This is a genomic window from Microbacterium sp. ET2 (genome assembly GCF_030347395.1).
In the GTDB taxonomy this organism is placed as follows: Bacteria; Actinomycetota; Actinomycetes; order Actinomycetales; family Microbacteriaceae; genus Microbacterium; species Microbacterium albipurpureum.
Genome location: NZ_CP128170.1, coordinates 1,494,136 through 1,517,226, shown reverse-complemented (window position 1 = coordinate 1,517,226; position 23,091 = coordinate 1,494,136). Strand labels below are relative to the sequence as shown.

General features: G+C 65.6%; 17 protein-coding genes. 8 read left to right on the top strand and 9 right to left on the bottom strand.

Annotated features, from left to right (window positions below; translation table 11 throughout):
• Positions 1–32: 32 nt before the first annotated feature.
• On the top strand, positions 33–1,304 hold the full coding sequence (locus QSU92_RS07360; RefSeq protein ID WP_289265526.1) for a cellulase-like family protein: 1,272 nt from the start codon (positions 33–35) through the stop codon (positions 1,302–1,304).
• Entirely contained in the window at positions 1,304–4,609 is a 3,306-nt protein-coding gene (locus tag QSU92_RS07355) for a DUF5107 domain-containing protein (protein ID WP_289265525.1), read from the top strand. The genes QSU92_RS07360 and QSU92_RS07355 overlap by 1 nt, the downstream gene beginning before the upstream one ends.
• Here the strand turns inward: QSU92_RS07355 and QSU92_RS07350 are convergent.
• Positions 4,594–5,475 (bottom strand): helix-turn-helix domain-containing protein, encoded by an 882-nt coding sequence (locus QSU92_RS07350; protein WP_289265524.1) that lies wholly within the window; start codon positions 5,473–5,475, stop codon positions 4,594–4,596. The genes QSU92_RS07355 and QSU92_RS07350 overlap by 16 nt on opposite strands.
• Positions 5,476–5,735: 260 nt before the next feature.
• Here QSU92_RS07350 and QSU92_RS07345 point away from each other — a divergent pair, with 260 nt between their 5' ends.
• Positions 5,736–7,487 carry a glycoside hydrolase family 35 protein gene (locus QSU92_RS07345; protein ID WP_289265523.1) on the top strand — a complete coding sequence of 584 codons (1,752 nt, stop codon included), beginning with the start codon at positions 5,736–5,738 and terminating at the stop codon, positions 7,485–7,487.
• 1,101 nt (positions 7,488–8,588) lie between these two features.
• Here QSU92_RS07345 and QSU92_RS07340 read toward each other — a convergent pair.
• From QSU92_RS07340 to QSU92_RS07305, 8 genes are all read right to left on the bottom strand, one after another.
• Entirely contained in the window at positions 8,589–9,695 is a 1,107-nt protein-coding gene (locus QSU92_RS07340; protein ID WP_333783462.1) for a glycerate kinase, read from the bottom strand.
• 131 nt (positions 9,696–9,826) lie between these two features.
• Positions 9,827–10,780 carry a 2-hydroxyacid dehydrogenase gene (locus QSU92_RS07335; protein WP_289265521.1) on the bottom strand — a complete coding sequence of 318 codons (954 nt, stop codon included), beginning with the start codon at positions 10,778–10,780 and terminating at the stop codon, positions 9,827–9,829.
• Positions 10,781–10,794: 14 nt separating this feature from the next.
• Positions 10,795–12,009, bottom strand: a complete 1,215-nt coding sequence (locus tag QSU92_RS07330) for an enolase C-terminal domain-like protein (protein ID WP_289265520.1) — start codon at positions 12,007–12,009, stop codon at positions 10,795–10,797.
• A gap of 33 nt (positions 12,010–12,042) precedes the next feature.
• Complete coding sequence (locus tag QSU92_RS07325; RefSeq protein ID WP_289265519.1) at positions 12,043–12,984, bottom strand: aldo/keto reductase; 942 nt, start codon at positions 12,982–12,984, stop codon at positions 12,043–12,045.
• Between the two features lie 61 nt (positions 12,985–13,045).
• Positions 13,046–13,897, bottom strand: a complete 852-nt coding sequence (locus QSU92_RS07320) for a carbohydrate ABC transporter permease (RefSeq protein ID WP_289265518.1) — start codon at positions 13,895–13,897, stop codon at positions 13,046–13,048.
• The gene (locus QSU92_RS07315; protein WP_289265517.1) at positions 13,894–14,823 is read right to left on the bottom strand and encodes a carbohydrate ABC transporter permease; all 930 of its coding nucleotides are present in this window, start codon (positions 14,821–14,823) and stop codon (positions 13,894–13,896) included. The genes QSU92_RS07320 and QSU92_RS07315 overlap by 4 nt, the downstream gene beginning before the upstream one ends.
• A gap of 27 nt (positions 14,824–14,850) precedes the next feature.
• A complete protein-coding gene (locus tag QSU92_RS07310) occupies positions 14,851–16,206 on the bottom strand; it encodes an ABC transporter substrate-binding protein (RefSeq protein WP_289265516.1) in 1,356 nt (451 codons plus the stop codon).
• A gap of 53 nt (positions 16,207–16,259) precedes the next feature.
• Positions 16,260–17,453, bottom strand: coding sequence for an ADP-ribosylglycohydrolase family protein (locus tag QSU92_RS07305; RefSeq protein ID WP_289265515.1), 1,194 nt, complete (start codon positions 17,451–17,453; stop codon positions 16,260–16,262).
• Positions 17,454–17,554: 101 nt separating this feature from the next.
• Here QSU92_RS07305 and QSU92_RS07300 point away from each other — a divergent pair, with 101 nt between their 5' ends.
• From QSU92_RS07300 to QSU92_RS07280, 5 genes are all read left to right on the top strand, one after another.
• Positions 17,555–18,712 (top strand): ADP-ribosylglycohydrolase family protein, encoded by a 1,158-nt coding sequence (locus QSU92_RS07300; protein WP_289265514.1) that lies wholly within the window; start codon positions 17,555–17,557, stop codon positions 18,710–18,712.
• A gap of 105 nt (positions 18,713–18,817) precedes the next feature.
• On the top strand, positions 18,818–19,465 hold the full coding sequence (locus tag QSU92_RS07295; protein ID WP_289265513.1) for a GntR family transcriptional regulator: 648 nt from the start codon (positions 18,818–18,820) through the stop codon (positions 19,463–19,465).
• A 42-nt stretch (positions 19,466–19,507) separates the two neighbouring features.
• Positions 19,508–20,596 (top strand): Ldh family oxidoreductase, encoded by a 1,089-nt coding sequence (locus QSU92_RS07290; RefSeq protein WP_333783455.1) that lies wholly within the window; start codon positions 19,508–19,510, stop codon positions 20,594–20,596.
• A gap of 47 nt (positions 20,597–20,643) precedes the next feature.
• A complete protein-coding gene (locus tag QSU92_RS07285) occupies positions 20,644–21,411 on the top strand; it encodes an HpcH/HpaI aldolase family protein (RefSeq protein WP_289265512.1) in 768 nt (255 codons plus the stop codon).
• 5 nt (positions 21,412–21,416) lie between these two features.
• On the top strand, positions 21,417–22,589 hold the full coding sequence (locus QSU92_RS07280) for an ADP-ribosylglycohydrolase family protein (protein ID WP_289265511.1): 1,173 nt from the start codon (positions 21,417–21,419) through the stop codon (positions 22,587–22,589).
• Positions 22,590–23,091: the final 502 nt, after the last annotated feature.

Below are 23,091 nucleotides of genomic sequence, written 5' to 3'. Positions count from 1 at the left end.
GGGCATTCGTGGTGCCCGCGAAAGGAACATTCATGTCTGACACCTCCCCGTCCCGATGGGTTCCGGGCCAAAAGCTCGCGATGTCGCTGTGGGACTTCTCCTGGTACACCCGGGCCGCGCCGGGCGAGCCGTTCTCCGACCTCGACCGGGCCTTTGTCGAGGCATCCGAGCGCGGCTACAACTGTGTCCGGATATGCGCGGCGCCGCTCCTGCTCTTCGGTGACCATGACCTCGACCCCACGAGACTGGACATCGTACCCATGGGGGGTGGGGTCGGCGACCGCACCCGATGGTACGACGTGTCCGGCCTCGAGGGGCTCGACCTCCGAGCGCGATTGACCGAGCTGTTCGACAGTGCGCGGCGGCACGGGTTCACCATCATCCTGTCGTCGTGGGAATACCAGCAAAGTCCCGCTTTCGCTTCCACCGCAGACTGGCACGAGATGATCACCGCCATCGACCCGGAAAAGCGCCATATGGCGCTGGCGAAAGCCTGGTGCCGGATGCTCGACGAACTAATCGCCGAAGGTCATCGAGACACCATCGCCTACGTCGAGCTGCACAACGAGGTGGACCTGAGTCGTCTGAAGGATGTCGGATCTGCCCAGGAGAACACCTACTGGACGCAGCGCCCGTACATCACTGCCGCGCTCGATTGGCTGCAAGAGCAACAGCCCGATGTGCTGTCGACGATCTCCTACGGGATCACGCCGTACCTTGACATGGGGGCCGTGCCGGACAACGCGCAGATCGCCCACATGCATATCTACGTGTACGGCGTCCTCGGCGCTCTAGAGCAGTGGGCGCAGGTGCGCGCACCTGCTCCTGTCTTCCCCTCTGAGGAGATGCTGTCCTTGATCCGCGACGACGCACCCGCGTTCGGGGACTGGTCTCACGCGATCGAGCCATGGAGGCTGGCAGCCACGGGGATCAGCCCCAGCATGTTCTACGCCTACGACTGGGTCGATCCCGTGCGGTGGGATGCCTGGCTCTACCGGCACTACAGCGCGCATGAGGAGGCCATGCTCCAGGCCGCGAAGCACCGTCTGCTTGCTACGAAGATCTGGGCGGATCACCACGGGGTTCCGGCTGTCATCGGCGAGGGGTGGATCGGATACACGCCGCTGGAGGCCGAGTTCGAGGACGGACCGGTCGGGCAGTACTTCGCGGAGCGTGTCGTCGACGCCGCGATCGCTCTCGGGTTCGACGGTCTCCTGGTCGGTTCGAACAGTGCCCCTCATCATCCTGGCTGGGCGAATGTCGCCTTCCAGACCCGTCTCAACGCGCGAATCAAGGGAGAGTAATGTCCGCCGCGTCGCCGTCTGCCTTCAATCTGCCTCCTGCGCCGGATCGGTCGCCGGGAACCGCAGCCATCTGGGAAGAGCCGATTCTCATCGACTCCTACCTGCCCGAAACGCCGTCGTCCTACCCGTCATTCTTCCGAAACCGCGTGTACCAGGGATCGTCCGGACGCGTCTATCCGCTCCCCTTCCATGAGCGCATCGACTCCCACAAGCGTCCCCACTCGTGGCGCGCCGTGCATCTTGAGAACGACTGGCTGAGGCTGGTCGTCCTGCCCGAGCTGGGTGGGCGTATCCACGTCGCATACGACAAGGCCGTCGATTACGACATCTTCTACCGGAACAACGTCATCAAGCCCGCGCTCGTGGGTCTCGCCGGTCCCTGGATCTCGGGAGGTGTGGAGTTCAACTGGCCGCAGCATCACCGTCCGGCCACATTTCTTCCGACCGATGTGGAACTGGAGATCGAACCGGATGGCTCCGTCGTTGTCTGGTGCTCAGACCACGACCCCTTCGCGCGGATGAAAGGGATGCACGGCGTCCGTCTGCGACCGGACTCATCCCGAATCGAAGTGGACGTCCGGCTGCACAACCGTGACGACCGGCCGCAGACCTTCCTCTGGTGGGCGAATGTCGCGGCCGCGGTGAACGATGACTACCAGAGCTTCTTCCCACCGGACGTCCAATGGATCGCGGATCACGCAAAGCGGGCAACCGCCACGTATCCGGCGCCGAAGACTCCCTACTACGGCGTGGACTACGCCGCGCGGGCTGTCGAGTCGGGGGGCGACGCAGGGCGGATCGACTGGTACCGCAACATCCCGGTGCCGACGTCCTACATGGTGGTGGAGTCCGACCACGAATTTTTCGGCGGCTACGACCACGGGCGTGACGCGGGGTTCATCCACTGGGCGCCGCGCGAGATCTCGCCCGGGAAGAAGCAGTGGACGTGGGGCGACGCGCCTTTCGGGCACGCCTGGGACGCGAACCTCACCGACACCGACGGTCCCTACGTAGAACTCATGGCGGGTGTCTACACGGACAACCAACCAGACTTCGCCTTCCTGGCGCCGGGGGAGACCAAGAGCTTCCGGCAGGTCTGGTACCCGATTACGGGGATTGGACCGGCACATGCCGCGGACGACCGGCTCGCCGTCTCGCTCCGAGACCGCGGCGGAAACCTCGTCCTCTCGATGATTGCGACTGAGGACATCGAACAGCTTGTCGTCCGTCAGTCCTCGGGCGACGGCTCGGATTGGAGCCTCAGCGAGCACCGACTCAGTACCCATTCGGTGGAGGAGCTCCGCGTTGCCGACGACACCGCCAAGGTCGAGCTCTTCCGCGAGGGGATTCTCGCTCTTCGTGTGGACGTCGCCTCCGTACTGAATTCGCGCAGGGCCGCCGCGGACGCGACCGCTCCCGATCCCGCTTCGGAGCCTCCTCATCCCGACGAAATTCACACGCTGGACGAACTGGTCTACGTTGCGGCATACCTCACCCAGTACCGCCACGCGACACGGTCGCCGATTCCCTACTGGAACGAGGTTCTGCGGCGCGATCCCGGTGAGTCGCGCGCGCACCTGGCGCTCGCATGGGACGCGCTCGGTCGGGCAGATTACGAGCGTGCGCTGACGCACGCGGAGAGCTCGGTGCGCCGTCGTACGCGCTGGACCCCCACGCCGGTCAGCGGAGAGGCGCACTACGTCGCGGGTCTCGCTGCGGAGCGCACGGGTCGCCTGGCGCATGCGAAAGAGCGTTTCGGGCGTGCCAGCTGGGATGACGCATTCGCCGTGCCCGCCCGCGTCTGTCTCGCTCGCCTTCACCTGCGCGAGGGGAACCTGTTGGCCGCCCAGCGTCTTCTCGAGTCGACCCTGTCCACTCGCCGCGATCACCTCCGAGCCCGCAACATTCTCGGCGTCGTCCTCCAGCACCGCGGTCGGACGGCGGAGGCGCGGGAGGTCATCGACGGCACTCGGAGCATCGATCCCCTCGACGCCTGGGCGAGACACCTTGCGGGCGAGGAACATGTCACCGAAGACGCCACGATCGCTCTCGATGTCGCCATCGAATACGCTGACCTCGGCGAGCACGATCGGGCGATCGAGATGCTCGATCTCGCTGATCGGCTCGACATCGACGCCCGGCCGAGTCAGGAACATATCGGACCTCTCGTGGGGCTTCATCGGGCCGCTGTCCTGGAGGCTGCGGGCCGGCGGGACGAGGCCGATGCAGAGCGCTCCCGCGCGGGTTCGCTCACCGTCGGCACCTGTCTCGCCTCGCGTCTCCGCGACGTCGACGTGGTTCGAGATGGACTCGAGAGCGCCGGATCGAAAGCCGTGAGCGCGCTCATGCTCGGCAACTGGATGTACCACGTCCGAGACGGCGAGGCTGCGATCCGCCTCTATGAGGAGGCGATCAAGGCGGGGCTCACGCCGAAGGATGCGGCCGTTGCCCACCGCAATCTCGCCGTCGCGCACTTCAACGGACGCTGCGACGCAGTGGCGGCCGCGAAACACTACGTCGAAGCGCTCAGCCTCTCTTACGGAGACGCAAAGCTGCTGTTCGAACGGGACCAGCTCTCCGCGCGTCTTGGCGTGAGCGCACTCGAGCGACTCGCCGCACTGGAGTCGTTCCCCGATGCGCTCACCGAACGGGATGACCTCATCGTCACCAGGGCGAGCCTCCTCGCCGACGTCGGTAGAGAGGACGAAGCATGCACGGTGCTTCAACAGCGGCACTTCCAGCCCTGGGAAGGAGGCGAGGGTCAGGTCCTGGCCGCGTGGGAGCGCGTCTGCGTCGCGCTGGCGCGACGCGCACTCGATGCCGACGACCCGGAGCGGGCGTCGCTGTTCACCGAGATGGCCGTCGACGTCCCTGACAACCTCGGCGAAAAGCGACACCCGCTCGCCAATGTCGCTCGCCTGGAACTCCTCCGGGGGGATGTCGCCGCGGCGGCGGGACGCGACGGGGACGCACGCGCGCATTGGGAGCTGGCCGCGGAATCACTGTCAGACTTCGCGGATATGGCCGTGACGCCATTCAGCGTGCACTCCGCGGATGCGGTCGCCGCGTTGCTCAGGCTCGAGCGGCCAGACCAAGCGCAACAGATCATCGCGGAGATCGATGAGTGGATCGAGGTCGAGAAGTCAACGCCGACCCGGATCGACTTCTTCGCGACGAGTCTGCCCACGATGCTGCTGTTCGACAGCGATCCGCACCAGGAGAAGCTTGCTGAACTGCGGGAGATCGAACGCGCGCTCCTCCCGCTGCGCGCGATGCTCAACAGCGCTCCTCAGCCTTTGCGCTGAGATCGGTAGATGGTGGGTGCGACGCCGTGAGTCTTCTTGAACTGACGGGCGAAATAGAAGGCGTCGTCGTATCCCACCATCCGAGCGATCTCGGACACGGGAATTGGCGTCGTGTCAAGCAGCTCGCGGGCGCGTGCCATCCGCAAGTCGGTGCGGTAAGCCTGGACGGATTGACCCACTTCGGCTCGGAAGATGGCCGAGAAGTGCGAGGTGGACAGCCGCGCCATGGCGGCGAGCTCGGAGACGCTGACCGGGTCTGCGAAGTGCTCCCTCAGATACCGGGCAGCCGACTGGACGGACTCGGTGGCGGAGTCGGGGCGAACCTGGCTGACCAGAAGCAGCGTCAGGAGATGCCAGGCCGCCCCTGCTGCGGCGAGCATACTTGCGGGAGTCACGTCCGTCTGCATGCGCCGGATCATCTGCTGAACGAGGCCCAGCGGCTCTGTCAGGTCTCCGAGCGACCGGACAGACACCGGCTCGGTCAGGTCGGAGATGACGAGCCAGTCGTTCACGAGATAACCGTCCAAGTGCATCCACCAGACCGTCCAAGGATCCGCGTCATCCGCTCCATAGGCGTGACGGGCCTCGGGTCGGATGATGACGAACTCACCCGCGCGGACGCCACTCCGCGTCCGGGCGCTTTCCACCCATCCCGCGCCACGTGCGCAGAAGATGAGAATGAGTTGGGCAGCACCCTGTGGGCGGTCCCGGCCATGGCGGTCGGCGTGCGGGAAGTAGCCTGCGTCGGTGACCACGAGCGCCGAGGTGCCATAGGACGACAGCGCTCGCCGCACGAGCGGCCGCGGCAAGACGGTCATCCGCTGTCCGGGAAACCCGTCTCTGATGCGGTCGTCGCCGATACTCACGCAGACCATTCTCCTCGGCTCACGTCACGTAGGCCTTCGATCAGACCGCCGCTTCGGTCCGCGCCACCGCGGCGGAAGACTTCTCGGCGCCCTTCTATCCCCGGATACGGCCATGTCATCACCCGCCCTCCTTCGCATACGCATCGGTGCCCCGGGGCGGAGGCCGGGCTTCGTCTGTTCGGCACCGCCACGGTCTCCCGGGCCGTGATCCGGTTCGCTCTCGCTTCCCCGAACTCCACTACCACGACTACGGACTGACTGTGACTACCTTCACCATCGGCGAATCCGACTTCCTGCTCGATGGCTCCCCCCACCGGATCATCGCCGGGGCGCTGCACTACTTCCGCGTCCACACCGACCACTGGGCCGACCGCATCCGCAAAGCACGGCTGCTCGGCCTCAACACCATCGAGACCTACGTCGCCTGGAACGCCCACGAGCCGGTGCGGGGAGCGTGGGACACCACCGGCCCGAATGATCTAGGCCGCTTCCTCGACCTGATCGCAGCGGAGGGGATGCATGCAATCGTGCGGCCCGGCCCATACATCTGCGCCGAGTGGCACAACGGCGGCCTCCCCGTGTGGCTGACCGCGATGCCCGGCATCCGCCTGCGTAGCTCCGAACCCGGCTACCTCGCCGAGGTGTCGCGGTACCTCGAGCGCGTGTACGACATCGTCGTGCCGCGGCAGATCGACCGCGGCGGCAACGTCATCCTGGTGCAGATCGAGAACGAGTACGGGGCCTACGGCGCCGACAAGGCGTATCTGCAGGCGCTCACCGACCTGACCCGCGATGCAGGGATCACGGTGCCGCTGACCACGGTCGACCAGCCGATGCCCGACATGCTCCGCGACGGCAGCCTCCCGGGACTCCACGTCACAGGATCATTTGGCTCTCGAGCCGCCGAGCGTCTGGCGACTCTCCGCGAATACCAGCCGACCGGGCCCCTCATGTGCTCAGAGTTCTGGAACGGATGGTTCGACTGGTGGGGCGGCATCCACCACACCACCGACGCCGAGACCTCCGCCGCCGAACTCGACACGCTACTGGCAGCGGGCGCATCGGTGAACCTCTACATGTTCCACGGTGGCACGAACTTCGGGGTCACGAATGGTGCGAACGACAAGGGAAGTTACAGCCCGATCGTCACCTCGTACGACTACGACGCACCGCTGGACGAAGCCGGGAATCCGACGCCGAAGTACCGCGCCTTCCGGGAGGTTATCGCCAGATACGCGTCGGTGCCCGAGGAGTACCCGGCCGAAACGAAGCCCTCTCCCGAGTTGCGCGTCGAACTCGAAGGCACAGGTGACTGGCTGCCGAAACCGCGGTCGAACGGTGACCTCCATGCGGAGCCGCCTGTGTTCGAGGACCTGGACGTGGAGGCGGTCCTCGTCCGCTACGACTGCGAGATACCCGAGCGCGCCTACGGCGGCGAGGTTGCCGCCGCCCTCGTCGTCGGCGAGATCCGCGACAGAGCGTGGCTCGAAGTGGATGGAACGAGGGTCGCGCAGTTGTCCCGTGCGGACGGTGATCGCGCCGCAGCGCTTCCCTGGGGGCGCGCACTCACGGTTCTCGTCGAGAACGAGGGCAGGATCAACTACGGCGCCTCCATCGGTGAGACGAAGGGCATCGCCGGCGGGGTTGTGATCTCGGGGGAGCCGCTGGCCGGGTGGCAGGCGCAGCCTATCGATCTGCAGGGTCTGGCCGAGACGATCGCGCGCGCCCCCGTCGGCCCGACCACAGGGCGGGCCGGGCTCCGCGGCTCCTTCGCGCTTGAGGCCCCGACGGATCTGCACCTCGACACGGTCACACTCGGATCGGGTTTCGCCGTCCTCAATGGATTCGTTCTAGGGAGGTATGTGCGACGCAAGCCTCAGCGAACCCTCTTTGTGCCCGCGCCCCTCACGCGAGCAGGCATGAACGAACTCGTCCTCATCGAGCTGGATCAGATCATCGCGCCCTCGGTGTCATTCGTCGCCAACGCCGATCTCGGCCCCACCGAGGAGTAGGGGCTCATCGCCGAAACAGCGGGTTTTGCCTTCGGGAGCGTACAAGGCGCTCTGGACACAGGTTTTCCCTTGAAGCCTCCTTCACTAGGCGGCCACCGGTCGAGCCGATGCCCGACCGTGGGGATCTTTCCCCGCGTAAGGTCTTCGGAGCGGCATCTGACACTCTGGGGGCGATTGTGAAGACTCACTACATCGGTACGGTTCTCCTTGGCTGCGGCTTCGCCATGCTCGTTGGAGTGGTTCTTCTCTTGGACCGAACCGCGCCGGACGCGAACATCGGGGCGGGAATCTTGGCAATGGTCGGGGTTCCGGTCGGCACGCTCGGACTTCTGATGATCATCGCGCACGCCGCGTTCCGGGCCTTGAGGAAAGTTCGGACCTAGATCGCGGCGCACACTGCGACGCCGCGTCAGCGCCCATGCATGATGCCACCCCCTCTACATGTGGGCGGGTAAACCCGTGAGAAAGATCCGGTCGGGGCGCGGCTCTCCGAGCACATCGCCGAAACACAAGAACTTGCGGAATCACAGCCCAGCGTGCCCTCGAACAGCTACGAAATACCGGGCGGTATGAGTTCAAATCCCACCGTCACCGCCATAAATCCCTGGTCAGAGCCAGGTTTTAGGTTCCGTTCAAAGGGATTGAGCAAAAAGCGCCGCGCATCTTGTGCGGCGCTTTTCTCGTCTGACCAGGCGTTTTGTCACCAGGTTTGTGCTCGGGCCGTGAGAAAGATTCGGGAAAGGTCGCATTGCTCGATTCTTGCTCGCAGAGGCGCGAGGGCCTTCGCTCGAGTGAAGAAAAGTCCCGGTTGAGAGGAATTCGAGCCCAGACCTGCGGTGGGATCCTGCCCCACCGTAACCCGACGTGAGGGGCCACGCCTAGGGCAGTCATCATGGACGAGCTCAGGCAAGATGTACGATTGGCCGACTTCCCCGGACTGTCAGGACGACTTACGGCTGGATGGCGGGGATGGCGTCGCGTGCGGATGCGGTGATGCTGGCAGCGGCGGTTCGGGGTCGGGACACAGGGACACCGGCGGGCATGCCATCGGCGAGGAAGTTCGCGAAGATCGGCGCGCTGATACCCCGAGGTGATCGTCAATCACGGGCCGACATCGACAGCGAGACGGCGCCCCGCCTCGCGGAGCCACCGGGCGGGATCCTTCATTGCCGCCGCCGACGATCCGGCGATGTTCGTTAGGGACGCAGTGGCCACGAATCCGCTGGTGTCGGCGTCGGCGCTGATGCGCCCCGCAACGAGCATGACGCGGGCTCCTGCGGAGGTCGCGACATCGGCCACGTATGCAGGCACTTTCCCTCTCACTGACTGAGCGTCGTAAGACCCTTCCCCGGTCACGACAACGCACGCCCGGGATGCTTTCTCGGGGAGGCCCACAAGGGCAGACATCTCCGCAGCGCCCACTGTCAGCTGGGCGCCCCATGCGAGCAAGGCGAGCCCTGTTCCGCCAGCCGCGCCGGCACCCGGGGACTCTGGATCAGCGTTCACCAGCGACGCGAGTCGAGCAAGTGCCGTGTCCGCTCGCGTCACCCCAAGTGTGTCGAGGCCCTTCTGCGACCCGAAAACGGCCGCCGCTCCATCAGGCCCCGTCAAGGGGCTGTCGACGTCGGTCAAAACGCTCACTCCCGCGACCGGGAGTGCCCGCATACTCACCATGTCCACGGCGGCGAGATCGATGAGCCCCCGCAGACCGGGGGCGAGGGGACGGCCGTCGACATCGATCGCGCGGGCCCCCAATGCTGTGAGCATACCGATGCCACCGTCTGTGGATGAGCTCGATCCGATGGCGAGCACGAGCCGGGATACCCCTGCGTCGAGCGCCGCAGCGATCGCCTGCCCGAAACCTATCGTGTGTGCGTCCATGGGCCGCAGCTCATCGCCGAGCAGTTCTATGCCCGACGTCGAAGCAAGCTCGACCACACCCGTGCCCCCAGGAATCCCGTCGGACGCTGGCAACAGTAACCACGTCGCTGCGACCGGACGCCCGTGCGGACCGGTCACATCAACGGCCATCTCGCGCGCGCTAGGGTGCGCCGCGATGAAGGCATCGAGAGTGCCCTCGCCTCCGTCGGCCATTGGCGCGAAGAGGAGGCGATCATTTGGCCGCGACTCACGCCATCCCGCGGCGAGGGCCTGCGCTGCGGCCGTGGCAGAGATCGAGCCTTTGAATCCGTCAGGCGCGAACAGCACTGTCGTCACGGCGCTCTCCGCTCGGCTCGCCGGCACTTCCGATGGACGCAAGATTTCACACGGCAAGTCGCGATGTCATGCCTGGTCGATGATGTCATCTAGACAAGCTCCCTTGTCAAAACGCCCACCGGCTATCGTCGAGGGACCACGTTCTTGGCGCAGCCTCGAAGAGCCGCGATCACGTTGTCCACGGCAGTCGCGAGCATCGCCCGGCGTGTGCCCTCCGTCGCGCTCCCCATGTGAGGAGTGAGCACGACCCGCTCCCGCAGCGCGAGGAGACGCTCGTTCACCGCCGGCTCGTCGGCAAACACGTCGAGCCCCACCCCGCTGATCCATCCTGACTCCAGCGCGTCGGCAAGCGCATCCTCGTCCACGAGCGCACCTCTCGACGTGTTGATCAGCAGCGCCGACGGCTTCATCGCCTGCAGCACCTGGGCGTCGATCATGCCACGCGTGGCATCGGTCAACGGAACGTGCAGCGAGACGACATCCGCCGTACGTACGAGCTCGTCCAGCTCGCACCGCGTCGCGGACAGCTCCTCTTCGATTGGGCGGTCCCACCCCGAACGGCCCGTATACACGATCCTCATCCCGAACGCCCGCGCGCGCCGCGCGACAGCTGTTCCGATCTTGCCGGCGCCCACAATCCCGATCGTCGTTCCCGACACATCCAATCCCATGAGCGGCTGCTCCAGACGCCACAGGATGCGCCCGCCCTCGCGCAGAAACCCATCGTTCTCCGGAAGCCTCCGCGCCGCGGCCAGCAGAAGCGCCATAGTCAGGTCGGCAGTGGCATCCGTCAGCGCGTCGGGCGTGTGGCACACCTCGACTCCGCGCTCCACCGCCGCCGCAACGTCGATGTTGTCATAGCCGGCCGCGACGGTCGACACGACCTCGAGGGCGCCACCCGCCTCGATCACGGCGCAATCCACGCGGTCGGTGAGGAACGAGACCATTCCCCGCGCACCCTCCACGAGTCGGACGAGCTCGTCCGACGACGCCGGGGCGTCGCTGTCGCGCATGCGGACCTCGAAGCCGGCGCCCGATAGCGTTTCCACAGCCCAGCCCGGAACACGCTGGGACACGGCGACGACGCCACTCACGACGGCTGTGCCCAACGCTCATTGGGAATCAGCGGGAACCAACCTGGGCGCTTGGGGTCGCGGTCGTAGACGTAGTTGCCGACCTTGCGGAAGTGATCGGCGTAGCGCTCCATCTTCTCGCGATCCAGCTCGACGCCCAGGCCCGGTCCAGTCGGCACGTCGAGAGCCCCGTCGCGGTACTGCATCTTGCCGCCGACAATGACGTCGTCCAGCAGGTGGTGGTAGTGAGAATCGATCGCGAAGGGCAGCGCGGGGATGACCGCCCCGAGGTGGAGCATCGTGGCAAGTTGGATGCCGAGTTCGCCTGATGAGTGCATCGCGACGGAGAGCTGGAACGTCTCGCACACTCCGGCGGCCTTCAGGCAAGGCCGCATCCCACCCCAGAACACGGTGTCGAGGAGGATGACGTCGACCGCGGGGTCGCGGACATTGGTGGCCAACTGCTCGAAGTTCACCACAACAGTGTTGGTCGCCATCGGGATGCTCGTGCGCTCGCGTACCTGCCGCATGCCGTTGAGCCCCCACGTCGGGTCTTCCAAGTAGTCGTTGTTGAGGTCGTCGATCTCGCGGGCGAAGCGGATCGACTCGTCGACGCTCAGCACCGAGTTCGGGTCGTAGCGCAGCCCGTCCTGCGGAAACCTCTCGCCGACGGCGTTGTAGCATTCGAGCTCGTGGCCCGGCGCGAACACGCCGCCCTTGAGTTTGTGGGTGTGGAACCCGTGCTCGTCGCGCATCCGCCCGGCATAGTCGGCCAGCTGCTCGGGGGTCTCGATCTCGCCGTTGCCCTCTTCGTTGGCGTAGCGGAAGAAGAGGTACGACCCGAACTCGATCCGATCGCGGACGGGACCACCGAGGAGCTTCGAGACGGGAAGCCCGAGGTACTTGCCCATGAGGTCGAGGCACGCGAACTCCATCGCCGCGTGCAGATGCGTGCGGTTGCCGTATAGCGCCGCCGTCGGGTTGAGCAGCATGAAGCGCATCTGTTCGAGATCGAAGGGGTCGTGTCCGATCAGATAGTGCCGCAGTGCGAGGAAGGCGTCCTCGGTGGCTGCGCCGGCGCCGCGCATCTCGCCCAGACCCGTGAGGCCCTCGTCCGTGTCGACCTCGATGATCGTGCGGACGAACCGGCCCCAGTGGCCGCCGTTGGCGTGACGCAGCGGCGCGTCGAGGGGGATCGCGACGGTCGTCGCGCGGATGTCGGTGATCTTCATGCGTGGTCCTTCGTTCGTGCGCCGGGGCGCGGGTCAGCGGTTGTACGCGGGCGCAGCGCCGCGCAGCGTCGTCCACACCTCGTCGCACCGCGCGAAGACGTCATCGCCGAGCGGGGGACCGGATGCCGCCGCCAGATTGGCGGTGAGCTGATCCACGCTCGAGGCACCGAGGAGGACGGCGTCGGTCTCGGGCCGCTGTACGGCCCAGCGGAGGGCGAGCTCGATGAGCGACAGATCGCTCTGGCGCGCGATCTCCTGGAGCTCCGAGACGGCACGGAAGAGCTCTTCGCTCCAGTACCTGTCCCGGTAGATCTCGCGATCGAAGCGCGTGCCCGGTGTCGGCGTCTCGTCGAAGCGGTGCTTTCCCGTCAGGAGACCCCCTGCGAGGGGGTTGTAGCCGATGCTCGTCAGGCCCAGATAATCCGCGCAGGCGACGTACTCCTCCTCGATCCGCCTGCCGAGCAGGTTGTACATCGGTTGCGATACCCGCACGTCGGGGGCGCCGATCTCGTGGGCGATCGCGTTGAGCTGCGTGATCTGCCACGCCGCGAAGTTCGACTGCCCGACAGCGCGGATCTTGCCGGCCGACATGAGGTCGGCAAGCGCCGCGAGGGTCTCCTCGAAGGGAGTGCTCGGGTCCGGGCGATGCAGGTAGTACACATCGATGCGGTCGATTTCGAGGCGGGTGAGACTCGCCTCCACGGCGGCGGTGAGTGCCTTGCGCCCGAGACCCGCAAGCGAGGCGTCCGCCTGCCCGATGGGGCTCCCGCCCTTCGTCGCCACGAGCACGGATTCGCGTCGCCCCCGCAAACACTCGCCGAGGATCTGCTCGCTGCGGCCGTCGGCGTAGTTGTTCGACGTGTCGAACATCGTGACGCCGGCGTCCCATGCGGCGTCCACCATCTGCCGCGCCGTAGCTGCATCGACCTGCGCTCCGAAGGTCATCGTGCCCAGCACGATCTCGCTGGTGGTCATGCCAGTGTCGGCCAAGGGAACGGTTTTCACGATGCGTCTCTTTTCTGAGTCGTCGAGCGGGTCACTTCAGCCCTGTGGTGGCAACGCCGCGCACGAGGTACTTCTGTGCCACGAGGAAGAAGCCGAAGATCGGGATGAGCGACAGCGTCGACATCGCGAACAGGGAGCCCCACGCCGATTCGGATTCGGCGTCCTGAAAGGCGCGCAGCGCGAGGGGCACGGTGTATGAGTCGGGGTCGGTGAGGTAGATGAGCGGCGTCAAGAAGTCGTTCCACGTCCAGATGAACGTGAAGATCGCGGTCGTGGCCAGTGCAGGGGTTGTCAGCGGCAGGATCACGCGCCAGAAGATGCCGAAGAAGCCGTTGCCGTCGATCTTGGCGGCGTCGTCGAGCTCGCGCGGCAGGCCACGGATGAACTGCACGAGAAGGAAGATGAAGAACGCATCGGTGGCGAGGAACTTCGGGATCACCAGCGGCAGGAACGTGTTCACCCACCCGAGGTTTGAAAAGAGGATGTACTGGGGAATCAGCACGACGTGGGCGGGCAGCATGATCGTGGCAAGCATGATGGCGAACCACATGGGTTTGAACCGAAAGCGCAAGCGGGCGAACGCGTAGGCGGCAAGAGAGCACGCGAACAGGTTGCCAACGATGCTGAGGCCCGCCACGACGAAGGAGTTGAGAAAGAACGTCGCGAAGTTGCCGTTCAGCCCCGTCCACCCGTCGACGTAGTTATCGAGGGTGAATTCCACGGGCCAGAGTCCCGGCTGGCTGAAAATGTACTCGTTGGGCTTGAAGGAGCTCGAGACCATCCACAGGAGCGGGTAGATCATCAGCAGCCCGAAGGCGATCAGAAAGACATGCGTCGTCAGGCGGCGCGCTGTGCCGCGCGCCCTTCTCGTCGTACGGCTCATCGCTCGTCTCCGTAGAACACCCAGTAGCGCGAGGCAATGAAGTTGATCGCGGTGAAGAGGGCGATCACCGCCAGCAGGACCCAGGCCATCGCGGATGCGTATCCCATCCGGAACCGGGCAAAGCCCTCCTGGTAGAGGTAAAGCGTGTAGAACAGCGTCGAGTCGACCGGTCCTCCCGTGCCGTCGCTGACGATGAAGGCCTGCGTGAACGCTTGAAACGCGCCGATCATCTGGAGAACCAGGTTGAAAAAGATCACGGGCGTCAGGAGCGGGATCGTGATCGAGAAGAGCTTGCGGAATCGGCCGGCGCCGTCGACGGATGCCGCCTCGTAAAACTCCTCGGGGATCTGCCGCAGCCCCGCGAGGAAGATCACCATCGGTGCTCCGAACGTCCACACGCTCAGCGCGACCAGCGTGTATACCGCCGTGGAGGGCGTGGAGATCCAGCTGATGCCCTGGATGCCGAACATCGCCAGGAGGTCGTTGAAGATGCCGTCGCCGCCGAAGACCTGCCGCCACAGGATGGCGATCGCGACCGAGGCGCCAAGGAGCGACGGTAGGTAGTAGACGGACCGGTAAATGGCGAGGCCCCGCACGCCCCTATCAAGGAGGAGCGCGAGCCCGAGGGCGAACGCCAGCTGGAGCGGCACGGAGACGAACACGTAAGTGAGCGTCACCCCGACCGACTTGAGGTAGCGCGGGTCGGCCGTGAACATCTTGATGTAGTTGTCCAGGCCGACCCACTCGGGAGTCGTGAGCGGGTTGTAGTCCGTGAAGGAGAGGTAGAGCGAGGCGACCATGGGCCCGACGACGATCGCCAGCAGTCCGATGAACCAGGGCAGGAGGAAGAGGTACCCCGCTCGGTTCTCGGCGATCAGCTGGCGGGAACGCGCGCGCCCACGGCCGACCTCGACTCTTGTACTCATCTCGCGAACTCTCCGACTCTCCGTGTCTCAGGCCAGATATCCAGGCGCTTCTGCGAAGAACTGCTCCACGGCCTGTTCGATCGTCAGACGCTCGAAGGCCACTTCGTAGTAGAGGCGCTGGTAGAGGTCTCGGACGTCACCGAAACCGGGAGGGAAGATCGGCGTCGCTGTTGCGCCAAACTCGAGGATCGTGTCGAGGTACTCGAACGAGCGCACCTCGACCTCGTCGACCTGCTCGCGTACCTCTTCGCGGATCTGGGGAGCCGCCGGCACACCGCGCGTCGTCTGCAGGATCGCGCCCGCTTCGGAGTCGTTCACGAGGAAGTCGATGAGCTTGGCGGCTTCGTCGACGTCGGGGCTCGTGCGCGTAATGCTCCACGCGAGTCCCGACCGCCAGATCTGTCCCGGCTCCCCGTCGTCGGCGAACGGGTAGGTGACCATGTCGACCTTGTTCGGGCTGAGCCCCACGAAGTTCGTGTACTGGCTCGACGTCGTGAAGTCGAAGGCTGCGTAGCCTTGCACCACACCGGAGTTCTCCGGGTTGGCGCCCTGCGCGGTCTGCAGGTCCGGAGGCACCGTGGCCCCCGCGAGCCGCAGGTCGGTGAACATCGTCCAGATGTCCGTCAGATCCTGCTCGTCGAAGCCGAGCTGGCCGTCTTCGTCGAACAGCAGCTTGCCACGCTGTGCGAGGAACGTCTGGAGCACCTCGTACTGCGGTCCGCCGTCCTCCGAGCCGTAGTAGCCGTCGCCCGCCGCGGCCGAGATCGCCGTGGTGATCTCCGCGAAGTCCTCCCACGTCCAGTCGTCGGCGGGTGGCTCGATGCCGAGTTCCTCGAGCTTGGTCGCGTCGTACATCATGGCGTGTCCGTCGACGCCCGGGGGAACTCCATAGAGCACGCCGTCGATCGTCTGCGCCTCGAGCAGTCCTTCATCCCATCCCTCGACCGAGATGGCGTCGCCGATGATGTCGTCCATTGGCAGGAGTACCTGGTTTGACGCGTACTGAGCGAGGATTTGGCCTGACATCTGGATGATGTCGGGTGCGTTGCCGCCGGCTACCTGCGTCGTCAGACGGTCCCAGAAGTTCGTCGATGTCGTGTATTCGACCTCGATGGTGACGTTCGGATTCAGTTCCGTGTACAGATCCAACGCCTCTTGCGTGCGCTGCGTCCTGTCTTCCGAACCCGACCACGCGATTCGCAATTCGACCGGCTCATCGACAGCATCACTCCCGTCGTCGGGGTTCTCATCACTGCCGGAGCAGGCGGCGAGCGCTGCGATGAGGGTGGTGGTGGACAGTACGGCGATGATGGCGCGGCGCGCCCGCTTCGGGTGTGCGCGTTCGTGCATGTCGTTCTCCTCCTTGAGACGATCAGGATTCATTCGGTGAGGGTGCACGCCGAGACGTGCGGTGCGGGGTTCGGGTCCCCGCGTCGTCAGCCCACGCGTTCCAATTGGCTGCGGAGGTTGCCGAGGTTGTTCTGGACGGCCGCGAAGAGTCCTTCGGCCGTTTCGCCCGGGGTACGGCGAGAGACGGTGTACGGGTCGTTGATGACTTGCTCGCTGATGAGCGGCTCCCAGGCGGGGTCCAGTCCGCTGGTTCCCGTGATCGAGGCCGCGAGGGAGCCCGCGACGCACGCCCGCCCGTCGGTGTCGCGTCCGAGGTTCACCGCGGCGATGAGGGCCGCGACGGGATCGCCTTCGGCGATGTTGACGCACGCGAGCGCGGTGCCGAGCGTCTCGATCGGCCACAGAATCGTGCGGCCGCGATACTCCTCGTCCAGCAGCGGTCGCAGATCGCGCCAGTCTCCACCGGTGGGTACGCAGTCGAGAATATGCTCGACTTCGGCTCGCGGCAACGGTGAGAGCTCGTTGAGGGCGGCGTCAATCACGGTGCGGTACGACGCTCCGCGTCCGAGGCCCTCGGCGATGCCGGCCGCGACGGCCGATGCCACTTCCAGCGCATAGTTGCCAGGGACTCCGCTCTGGTCCTTCAGGCGCCCGACATCGCGAGCGTCCATGCCCGCCTGCAGGGGGTTGCCGGCGTTGACGATGCCGATGGGGGCCATCATGGCGGTGACGCCCCAGGCGCCGGGGAAGTAGGCGAACTTGCCGACCTCCCACGGGGGCACGCCGGCTTTGGCCGAGTAGTAGATGATCTGGTCCTGTCCCCCGAGCAGGATCCCGAACTTCGTGGGATCGATGTCGCGCACCCATATCTTCGCGACGTCTTCGACAGTGACCCGCCCGCCCTTCTCGATGACGGCCGTCGCGCTCAGCCGGTGGCGCTCGTGCCCGTCCTCACTCATCCCCGGCGGGCGGTCGTGCACCGTGTAGACGTTCGGGTAGCCCCGAACGACCGGCAGGTTCGGCGCCTTGTCCTTCCACTTGCCGGGCTGGGGAAGCATCTCGGTGACCAGTCCGTAGGTCTCCTCGATCTCGCGCCAGTCCATGATCTCGGTCACATCGCCCATCGAATGCCCGACCGTCGCGGCGACCTCGACCGCGCGGATCCGGTCGAAGAGGTCGCCATCCCCGCGGTGCTCCGGGCGCACCTCCTCGTCAGCGTTCTTCGCTCCGAACTCACCCGACGATGTGGGCACCTTTTCCCATCCACTTCTCACGTCCATGCGGTGATGGTATTCCGAATTCTGGATTTCGGTCAAGACTTCTGCAAGTATTGTGTGCCAGTACTTAGAGTACAAAATACCGAGAGCGAAGGAGGCAGGGAATGCCCACACTGTTCGAGAAGATTTACGGCATCGAGGCCGCGGCGACCGTTGCGAACTCCCTCGGCGACGTCATGGAAGGCCTGCGCTGGGACGAGATCGAGCAGACCTACGGCCTGGTCACCGAGCTCCTCCCCCAGCCCGGAAAGTGGGGCGCGCGCCCTGTCATGGGATACGAGGCCGGCTCCCAGGGCTACGCGATCATGGAGCAGGAATGGGGGTACCCCTTCATCTGGCACGTGCATGACCGCCCACCGGGCCAGGGCGAGGACGGCCACGAGCGTCACCGTCTCGCCGTCTCGGCGATCATCCGCAAGCGCGGACGCATCAGTATTGAGGACCTCGCCCGCACCTGGATCAGCGACATCGATCCCGCCAACTTTGGCTATCTCCTGGGCCCGCAGGACCAGGTCATCTATTATGGGCTCAAGGCGGGCGTTTTTCCGTGGGATGTCGGCCGCTACGCGACGTTCCCCGGGATGATCGGCACCTCGAAGATGATGGTGGCGATCGGGATCATCAACGCCGGCGACCCGCGTCAGGCTGCTCTCGACGCTCACGACGTCGGACGCATCAAGGATGTGCGCGGACCGCGAGACAATTACTCGCTCGAAGTCGCCGCCGCCATCGCCGCCGCGACGGCGGAAGGGCTCAAGACCACCGCCACAGTGGACTCGATCATCGATGTGGCACTGGCCCAGCTGACGCGCGTGCCCCGCGCGGAGGTCGAGCAGGCCCTTACCTGGGCCCGTGAGGTCGAATCCTGGAAGGATCTGCGACCGCTCTTCCAAGACCGATACGAGGGTCACTGGATGTCCAACGCCGTCGAGATCCTTTCGGGTGGCCTCGCCGTCTTCCTGCAGTGCGGCGGAGACGTCGAGAAGGGAATCATCCACGCGGTCAACATGGGACGCGACACGGACTGCCGCGCGTACGTCGCAGGCTCGCTCGCAGCGGCGCTGCAGGGTATCGACGGCGTCCCGGAGCGCTGGGTCACGACCGTCTCCGAGCAGGTCGTCGATGATCCCTACACGGTGTCCCGGCGCACCCCCCTCGAGTCGGCCACGGGACTGTACGAGGCGCTGATGGCCTCCGTCGACAAGACACGAGCGCGCATCGCGGACATCGACGCGCAGCTCGGCTCACCCGAGGAGCGGTGACGACGATGCGCGCCGGAGTCGGACCTCTCAGTACTATAAATACTGAATCCAGCAAACCAGATATCCGGGGGTGTCGTAATGAGCCACTTCGTGCCGATCGCGGCAGTGAACCTCGGCGAGCGCGCGATCGAGGAAATCCGGACGGCGATCATCTCGGGATCATTGCCACCCCTGGCAATACTCCGCGATCGCGAGGTTGCCGAACAGCTCGGCGTGAGTCGCACTCCGGTCCGCGAAGCGCTTCATCGACTGCAGTCCGAGGGACTCGTAGAGCCGAGGGGGCGTCAGGGCTGGGTCGTGACCGACTTCACCGAGCAGGATGTGCACGAGTTGTTTCAGCTGCGCATGATGCTAGAGCCGGCCGGCATCGACAGCCTTCAGAGCACTGCCGATCAGGAACAGCTGACGCGAATCGTCGGGCACTTCGAGGAGTTCTCGCACCCCATCCCGAAGGAGCAGATGGCGTCGTACTTCGCGAACGACGACAGCTTCCATCGAGCGATCGTCGCGGCCAGCCGCAACCAGCGCATGATCGAGTTCTACTCGATCCTCAACGCGCACATCAATCGCGGACGCTACATTCTCTCCGGTTCCCACGAAGAGCGGATGGAGCAGACCCTCGACGAACACCAGGAGATCGTCGAGGCGCTCACGGTGCACGATTTTGCCAGGGCGCGCACGGCTCTCATCGAGCATCTCCGTACGGGCGAGGCGCTGATGCTGCGCGAGTTGCGGGAGCGCAACGCCGGCTGAGCCCGCCTTCGCTTGGCTGCCCGGCAACCGGGAGCGCGTGACGTGGGTACCCCGACGAAACCCACTCCGGACGTCCTCGCCGCGGAGGCTCGCGTGTTACCGGAGCGGCTGGCCGTCCAGTGCCAGGCGATCCTTGAGCGGGCGGGCCTACATGACGCTTCGGCGCACCTGGTGGCCGACTCCCTCGTCGATGCTGAAGCGCGGGGCATCGCCTCGCACGGCGTCGCACGGACCCGGATCTATTCAGAACGACTGCGCGCGGGTTTGCTCGATGCACAGGCGCGCCCGCGCGTGCTGCGTCGAACGACGGGCAGCGCACACGTGGATGCCGCGAACGCGATCGGCCAGGTCGGGGCGCAGGCGGCGATCGACATCGCCATACAGGACGCGCCTCGCGACATGGTGTCGGTCGTCGGTGTCGCCGGCTCGAACCACTGCGGAACCCTCGCCTTCTTCACGCGGCAGCTGGCGGGGGCGGGCCTCGTGGGGATCGGGATGTCAACGGCGCCCCCGACGATGACCTATCACGGCGGCAGGTCCCGCGCCGTGGGCACCAATCCGCTGAGCATCGCAGTGCCACGACGGCACGAGCCGCCCATCGTGATCGACATGGCCACGAGCGCAACGGCCCGCGGAAAGATCATCCTGCTCGAAAAGCTCGGCCGCGCGGTGCCCCCCGGGTGGGCTGTCGACGCCGAGGGACGACCGACGACGGATGCCGCGGCCGCGCTTGCGGGATCCGTCCTTCCCTTCGCTGGCCCCAAGGGCTCCGGCATCGCGATGATGATCGACCTTCTTGCCGGCACGCTGGTGTCGGGCGTGAGCGGCCCGGACATCGGTGACATGTACGAGGACTGGACAAGGCCCCAGGGTGTTTCGCACATGTTCATCGCGATCGACCCGGCGGGTTGGGTCGGCCGCGACGCCTTCGCCGATCATGTCGAGACCTTCGCCGCGCGGGTGTCGTCGCTTCCCACCGCGGCCGACGTCGACCGCGTTCTCCTGCCGGGTGAAATCGAGCAGCGCGCGTGGGAAGCCGCCTATCGCGACGGTATATCCCTTCCGCACGAGATCGTTGACGATCTCGACGCGCTGGCCGCCGACGTCGGGGTGCCGACGCGGCTGCGCTGAGAATGCCAACCCCAAACGAGCCCTTTGAGAGCGAGAACAAGAGATCTATGAGTTACGTCAATCCCCTTCGTGCGGCGGCCGCCGCCGGCCAGCCGATCCGAGGCGCCTGGCTCGCTTCCCCGAGCGCGGTCGCCGCAGAGGCTGTCGCCTCGGCCGGATATGACTACGTCAGCGTCGACATGCAGCACGGCACCGCCGACCTTTCCGACGCCGTCGCGATGTTCACCGCAATCGGTGGACAGGGCACCGTGCCGATGGCCCGCGTGCCCTCGAACGATGCGGCCGTCATCGGCCGCATCCTCGACATCGGTGCCCTCGGCATTGTCGTGCCGCTCGTCGAGACCGCCGAGGAGGCGGCGGCCGCCGTCGCCGCCACACTTTATCCCCCGCACGGCGTGCGCTCGTTCGGGCCCGTGCGGGCATCGACGACGATCGGCTCGCGTGACACCCCTGACCTCGAGCAGATCTTCGTCGCCGTCATGGTCGAGACTCCGCGTGGGCTCGACAACGTCGATGCGATCGCGGCGACACCGGGTCTCGACGCCGTCTATGTCGGCCCTGCAGACCTGGCCCTGGGCCTGGGCCTTCCTCCTGCCTACGAGCGCACCGAGCCGGAGCACGTCGAGGCGATCGAGCGGATCCGCCTGGCGTGCGAGCGGCACGGCATCGTCGCTGGCGTGCACTGCGCTGGCGGCGCCATGGCGGCACGACGTCTTGCGCAGGGGTTCGGGCTGACGACGATCATGAACGACCTCGCGGTGCTCAAGGCGGGCGCCGAGCACGAGTTGCGGCTCGCCTGCGGAACGGCGGACTGATCAGCATGCCGACACTCTTCGACAAGATTTACGGAATCGAGGCGGCCACGACCATCGCCAACTCGATGGGTGATGTCGTTGAGGGGATGAGCTGGGACCGGATCGAGGCCGAGTACGGCCTCCTGACGGAGCTCCTTCCGCAGCACGGGAAGAGCAGCACGTGGGGCACGCGACTGCCCAATGGCGATGCCCGTATGGAGCAGGAGTGGGGCTACCCCTTCATCTGGCACCTTCACGATCGCCCTCCCGGACAGAGCGAGGATGGCCACGAGCGCTACCGCCTTGCGGTCACCGCCATCATCGAGAAGAAGGGGCGCATCACGGTAGACGATCTTGCGCGCGTGTGGATTCGCGATGTCAACCCCAACAACTTCGGATACCTTCTCGGTCCGCAGGACCAGGTGATCTATTACAGCCTGAAAGCTGGGGTCTTCCCCTGGGAGGTCGGCCGGTACGCGACGTTCCCCGGCATGATCGGCACATCCAAAATGATGATTGCCGTCGGTGTCATCAACGCGTGCGATCCCGATCAGGCTGCGCGTGACGCGCACGATCTCGCGCGGATCAAGGACGTTCGTGGCCCGCGCGATAACTACTCCTTTGACGTGGCTGCCGCCATCGCCGCCGGCACCGCCGAGTCTCTGCGCCCACACGCCACGGTCGATGACGTCATCGGGGTCGCTCTGAGCCATCTCGGGCGCGTGCCTCGAGCCGAGGTCGCGGAGGGCCTGGCCTGGGCCGGCCAGGCATCGGACTGGAAGGAGCTGCGCCCCCTCTACCAAGCGCGGTACCGAGGTCACTGGATGTCGAACGCTGTCGAGATCCTCTCGTCGGCGATGGCCATCTTCTCCTTGTGCGGAGGACACGTGGAGCCCGCGATCGTGAACAGCGTCAATATGGGGCGCGATACGGACTGCCGCGCCTACATCGCAGGCGGATGGTCGGCCGGTCTTCGAGGAATCGAGGAAGTGCCCGCGCGATGGCTCGACACGGTCACTGAGCAGGTCATAGCCGACAACTACACCGTCTCCAAGCGCACACCCCTTGAGAGCGCTCGGGGCTTGTATGAAGCAGTGATCGCGAGTGTGCAAGATTCACGACAGCGGATTCAGGACCTCGGCCCTCACGAGCCTTCAACTGCTTTTGGAACCGCCGAGAAAAAATCCGTTGCAACCTGACCCACCGGGCACATCGGCGAAACCTAGCGATCCGCAGAAACACGGGCTTGTACACCCGCGAAACGCCAGGCGGTGTGAGTTCAAATCCCACCGTCACCGCCATAAACCCCTGATCAGAGGCCGTTTTCCGGTTCCGTTCAATGGGATTGAGCAAGAGCGTCGCGCATCCTGTGCGGCGCTTTTCTCATTTGACCGGGCCTTTTGTTATCCACTTCGTGCTCATTCCGTGGGAAAGGTCGAGTTGCCCGATTCTTGCTCGCTGAGGCAGGAGCGCCGTCGCTCGGTCGGAGAAAAGGCCCGGTCGGGAAGAATTCGAGCGCGTACCTGCGGTGGGATCCTGCCCCACCGTACGCGCTGGCGGCCCAAGGTGACGCGTCGTCGCTTCGGATGGCGAAGCGCCACCAAGCGTCCCCTGGTATGGAGGTGCGCGTGGGGACACATTTTCGCAGGCAGTCCACGACTGATTCTCACCGCTGGTCATTGGTGCCCCGAGTGCATTCGT

Coding starts and splice junctions, on each gene's coding strand:
- QSU92_RS07320 (WP_289265518.1), bottom strand. CDS start 13,897: ATGAGCCGTACGACGAGAAGGGCGCGCGGCACAGCGCGCCGCCTGACG.
- QSU92_RS07360 (WP_289265526.1), top strand. CDS start 33: ATGTCTGACACCTCCCCGTCCCGATGGGTTCCGGGCCAAAAGCTCGCG.
- QSU92_RS07300 (WP_289265514.1), top strand. CDS start 17,555: ATGCCCACACTGTTCGAGAAGATTTACGGCATCGAGGCCGCGGCGACC.
- QSU92_RS07355 (WP_289265525.1), top strand. CDS start 1,304: ATGTCCGCCGCGTCGCCGTCTGCCTTCAATCTGCCTCCTGCGCCGGAT.
- QSU92_RS07310 (WP_289265516.1), bottom strand. CDS start 16,206: ATGAATCCTGATCGTCTCAAGGAGGAGAACGACATGCACGAACGCGCA.
- QSU92_RS07315 (WP_289265517.1), bottom strand. CDS start 14,823: ATGAGTACAAGAGTCGAGGTCGGCCGTGGGCGCGCGCGTTCCCGCCAG.
- QSU92_RS07280 (WP_289265511.1), top strand. CDS start 21,417: ATGCCGACACTCTTCGACAAGATTTACGGAATCGAGGCGGCCACGACC.
- QSU92_RS07305 (WP_289265515.1), bottom strand. CDS start 17,453: ATGGACGTGAGAAGTGGATGGGAAAAGGTGCCCACATCGTCGGGTGAG.
- QSU92_RS07325 (WP_289265519.1), bottom strand. CDS start 12,984: ATGACCACCAGCGAGATCGTGCTGGGCACGATGACCTTCGGAGCGCAG.
- QSU92_RS07330 (WP_289265520.1), bottom strand. CDS start 12,009: ATGAAGATCACCGACATCCGCGCGACGACCGTCGCGATCCCCCTCGAC.
- QSU92_RS07285 (WP_289265512.1), top strand. CDS start 20,644: ATGAGTTACGTCAATCCCCTTCGTGCGGCGGCCGCCGCCGGCCAGCCG.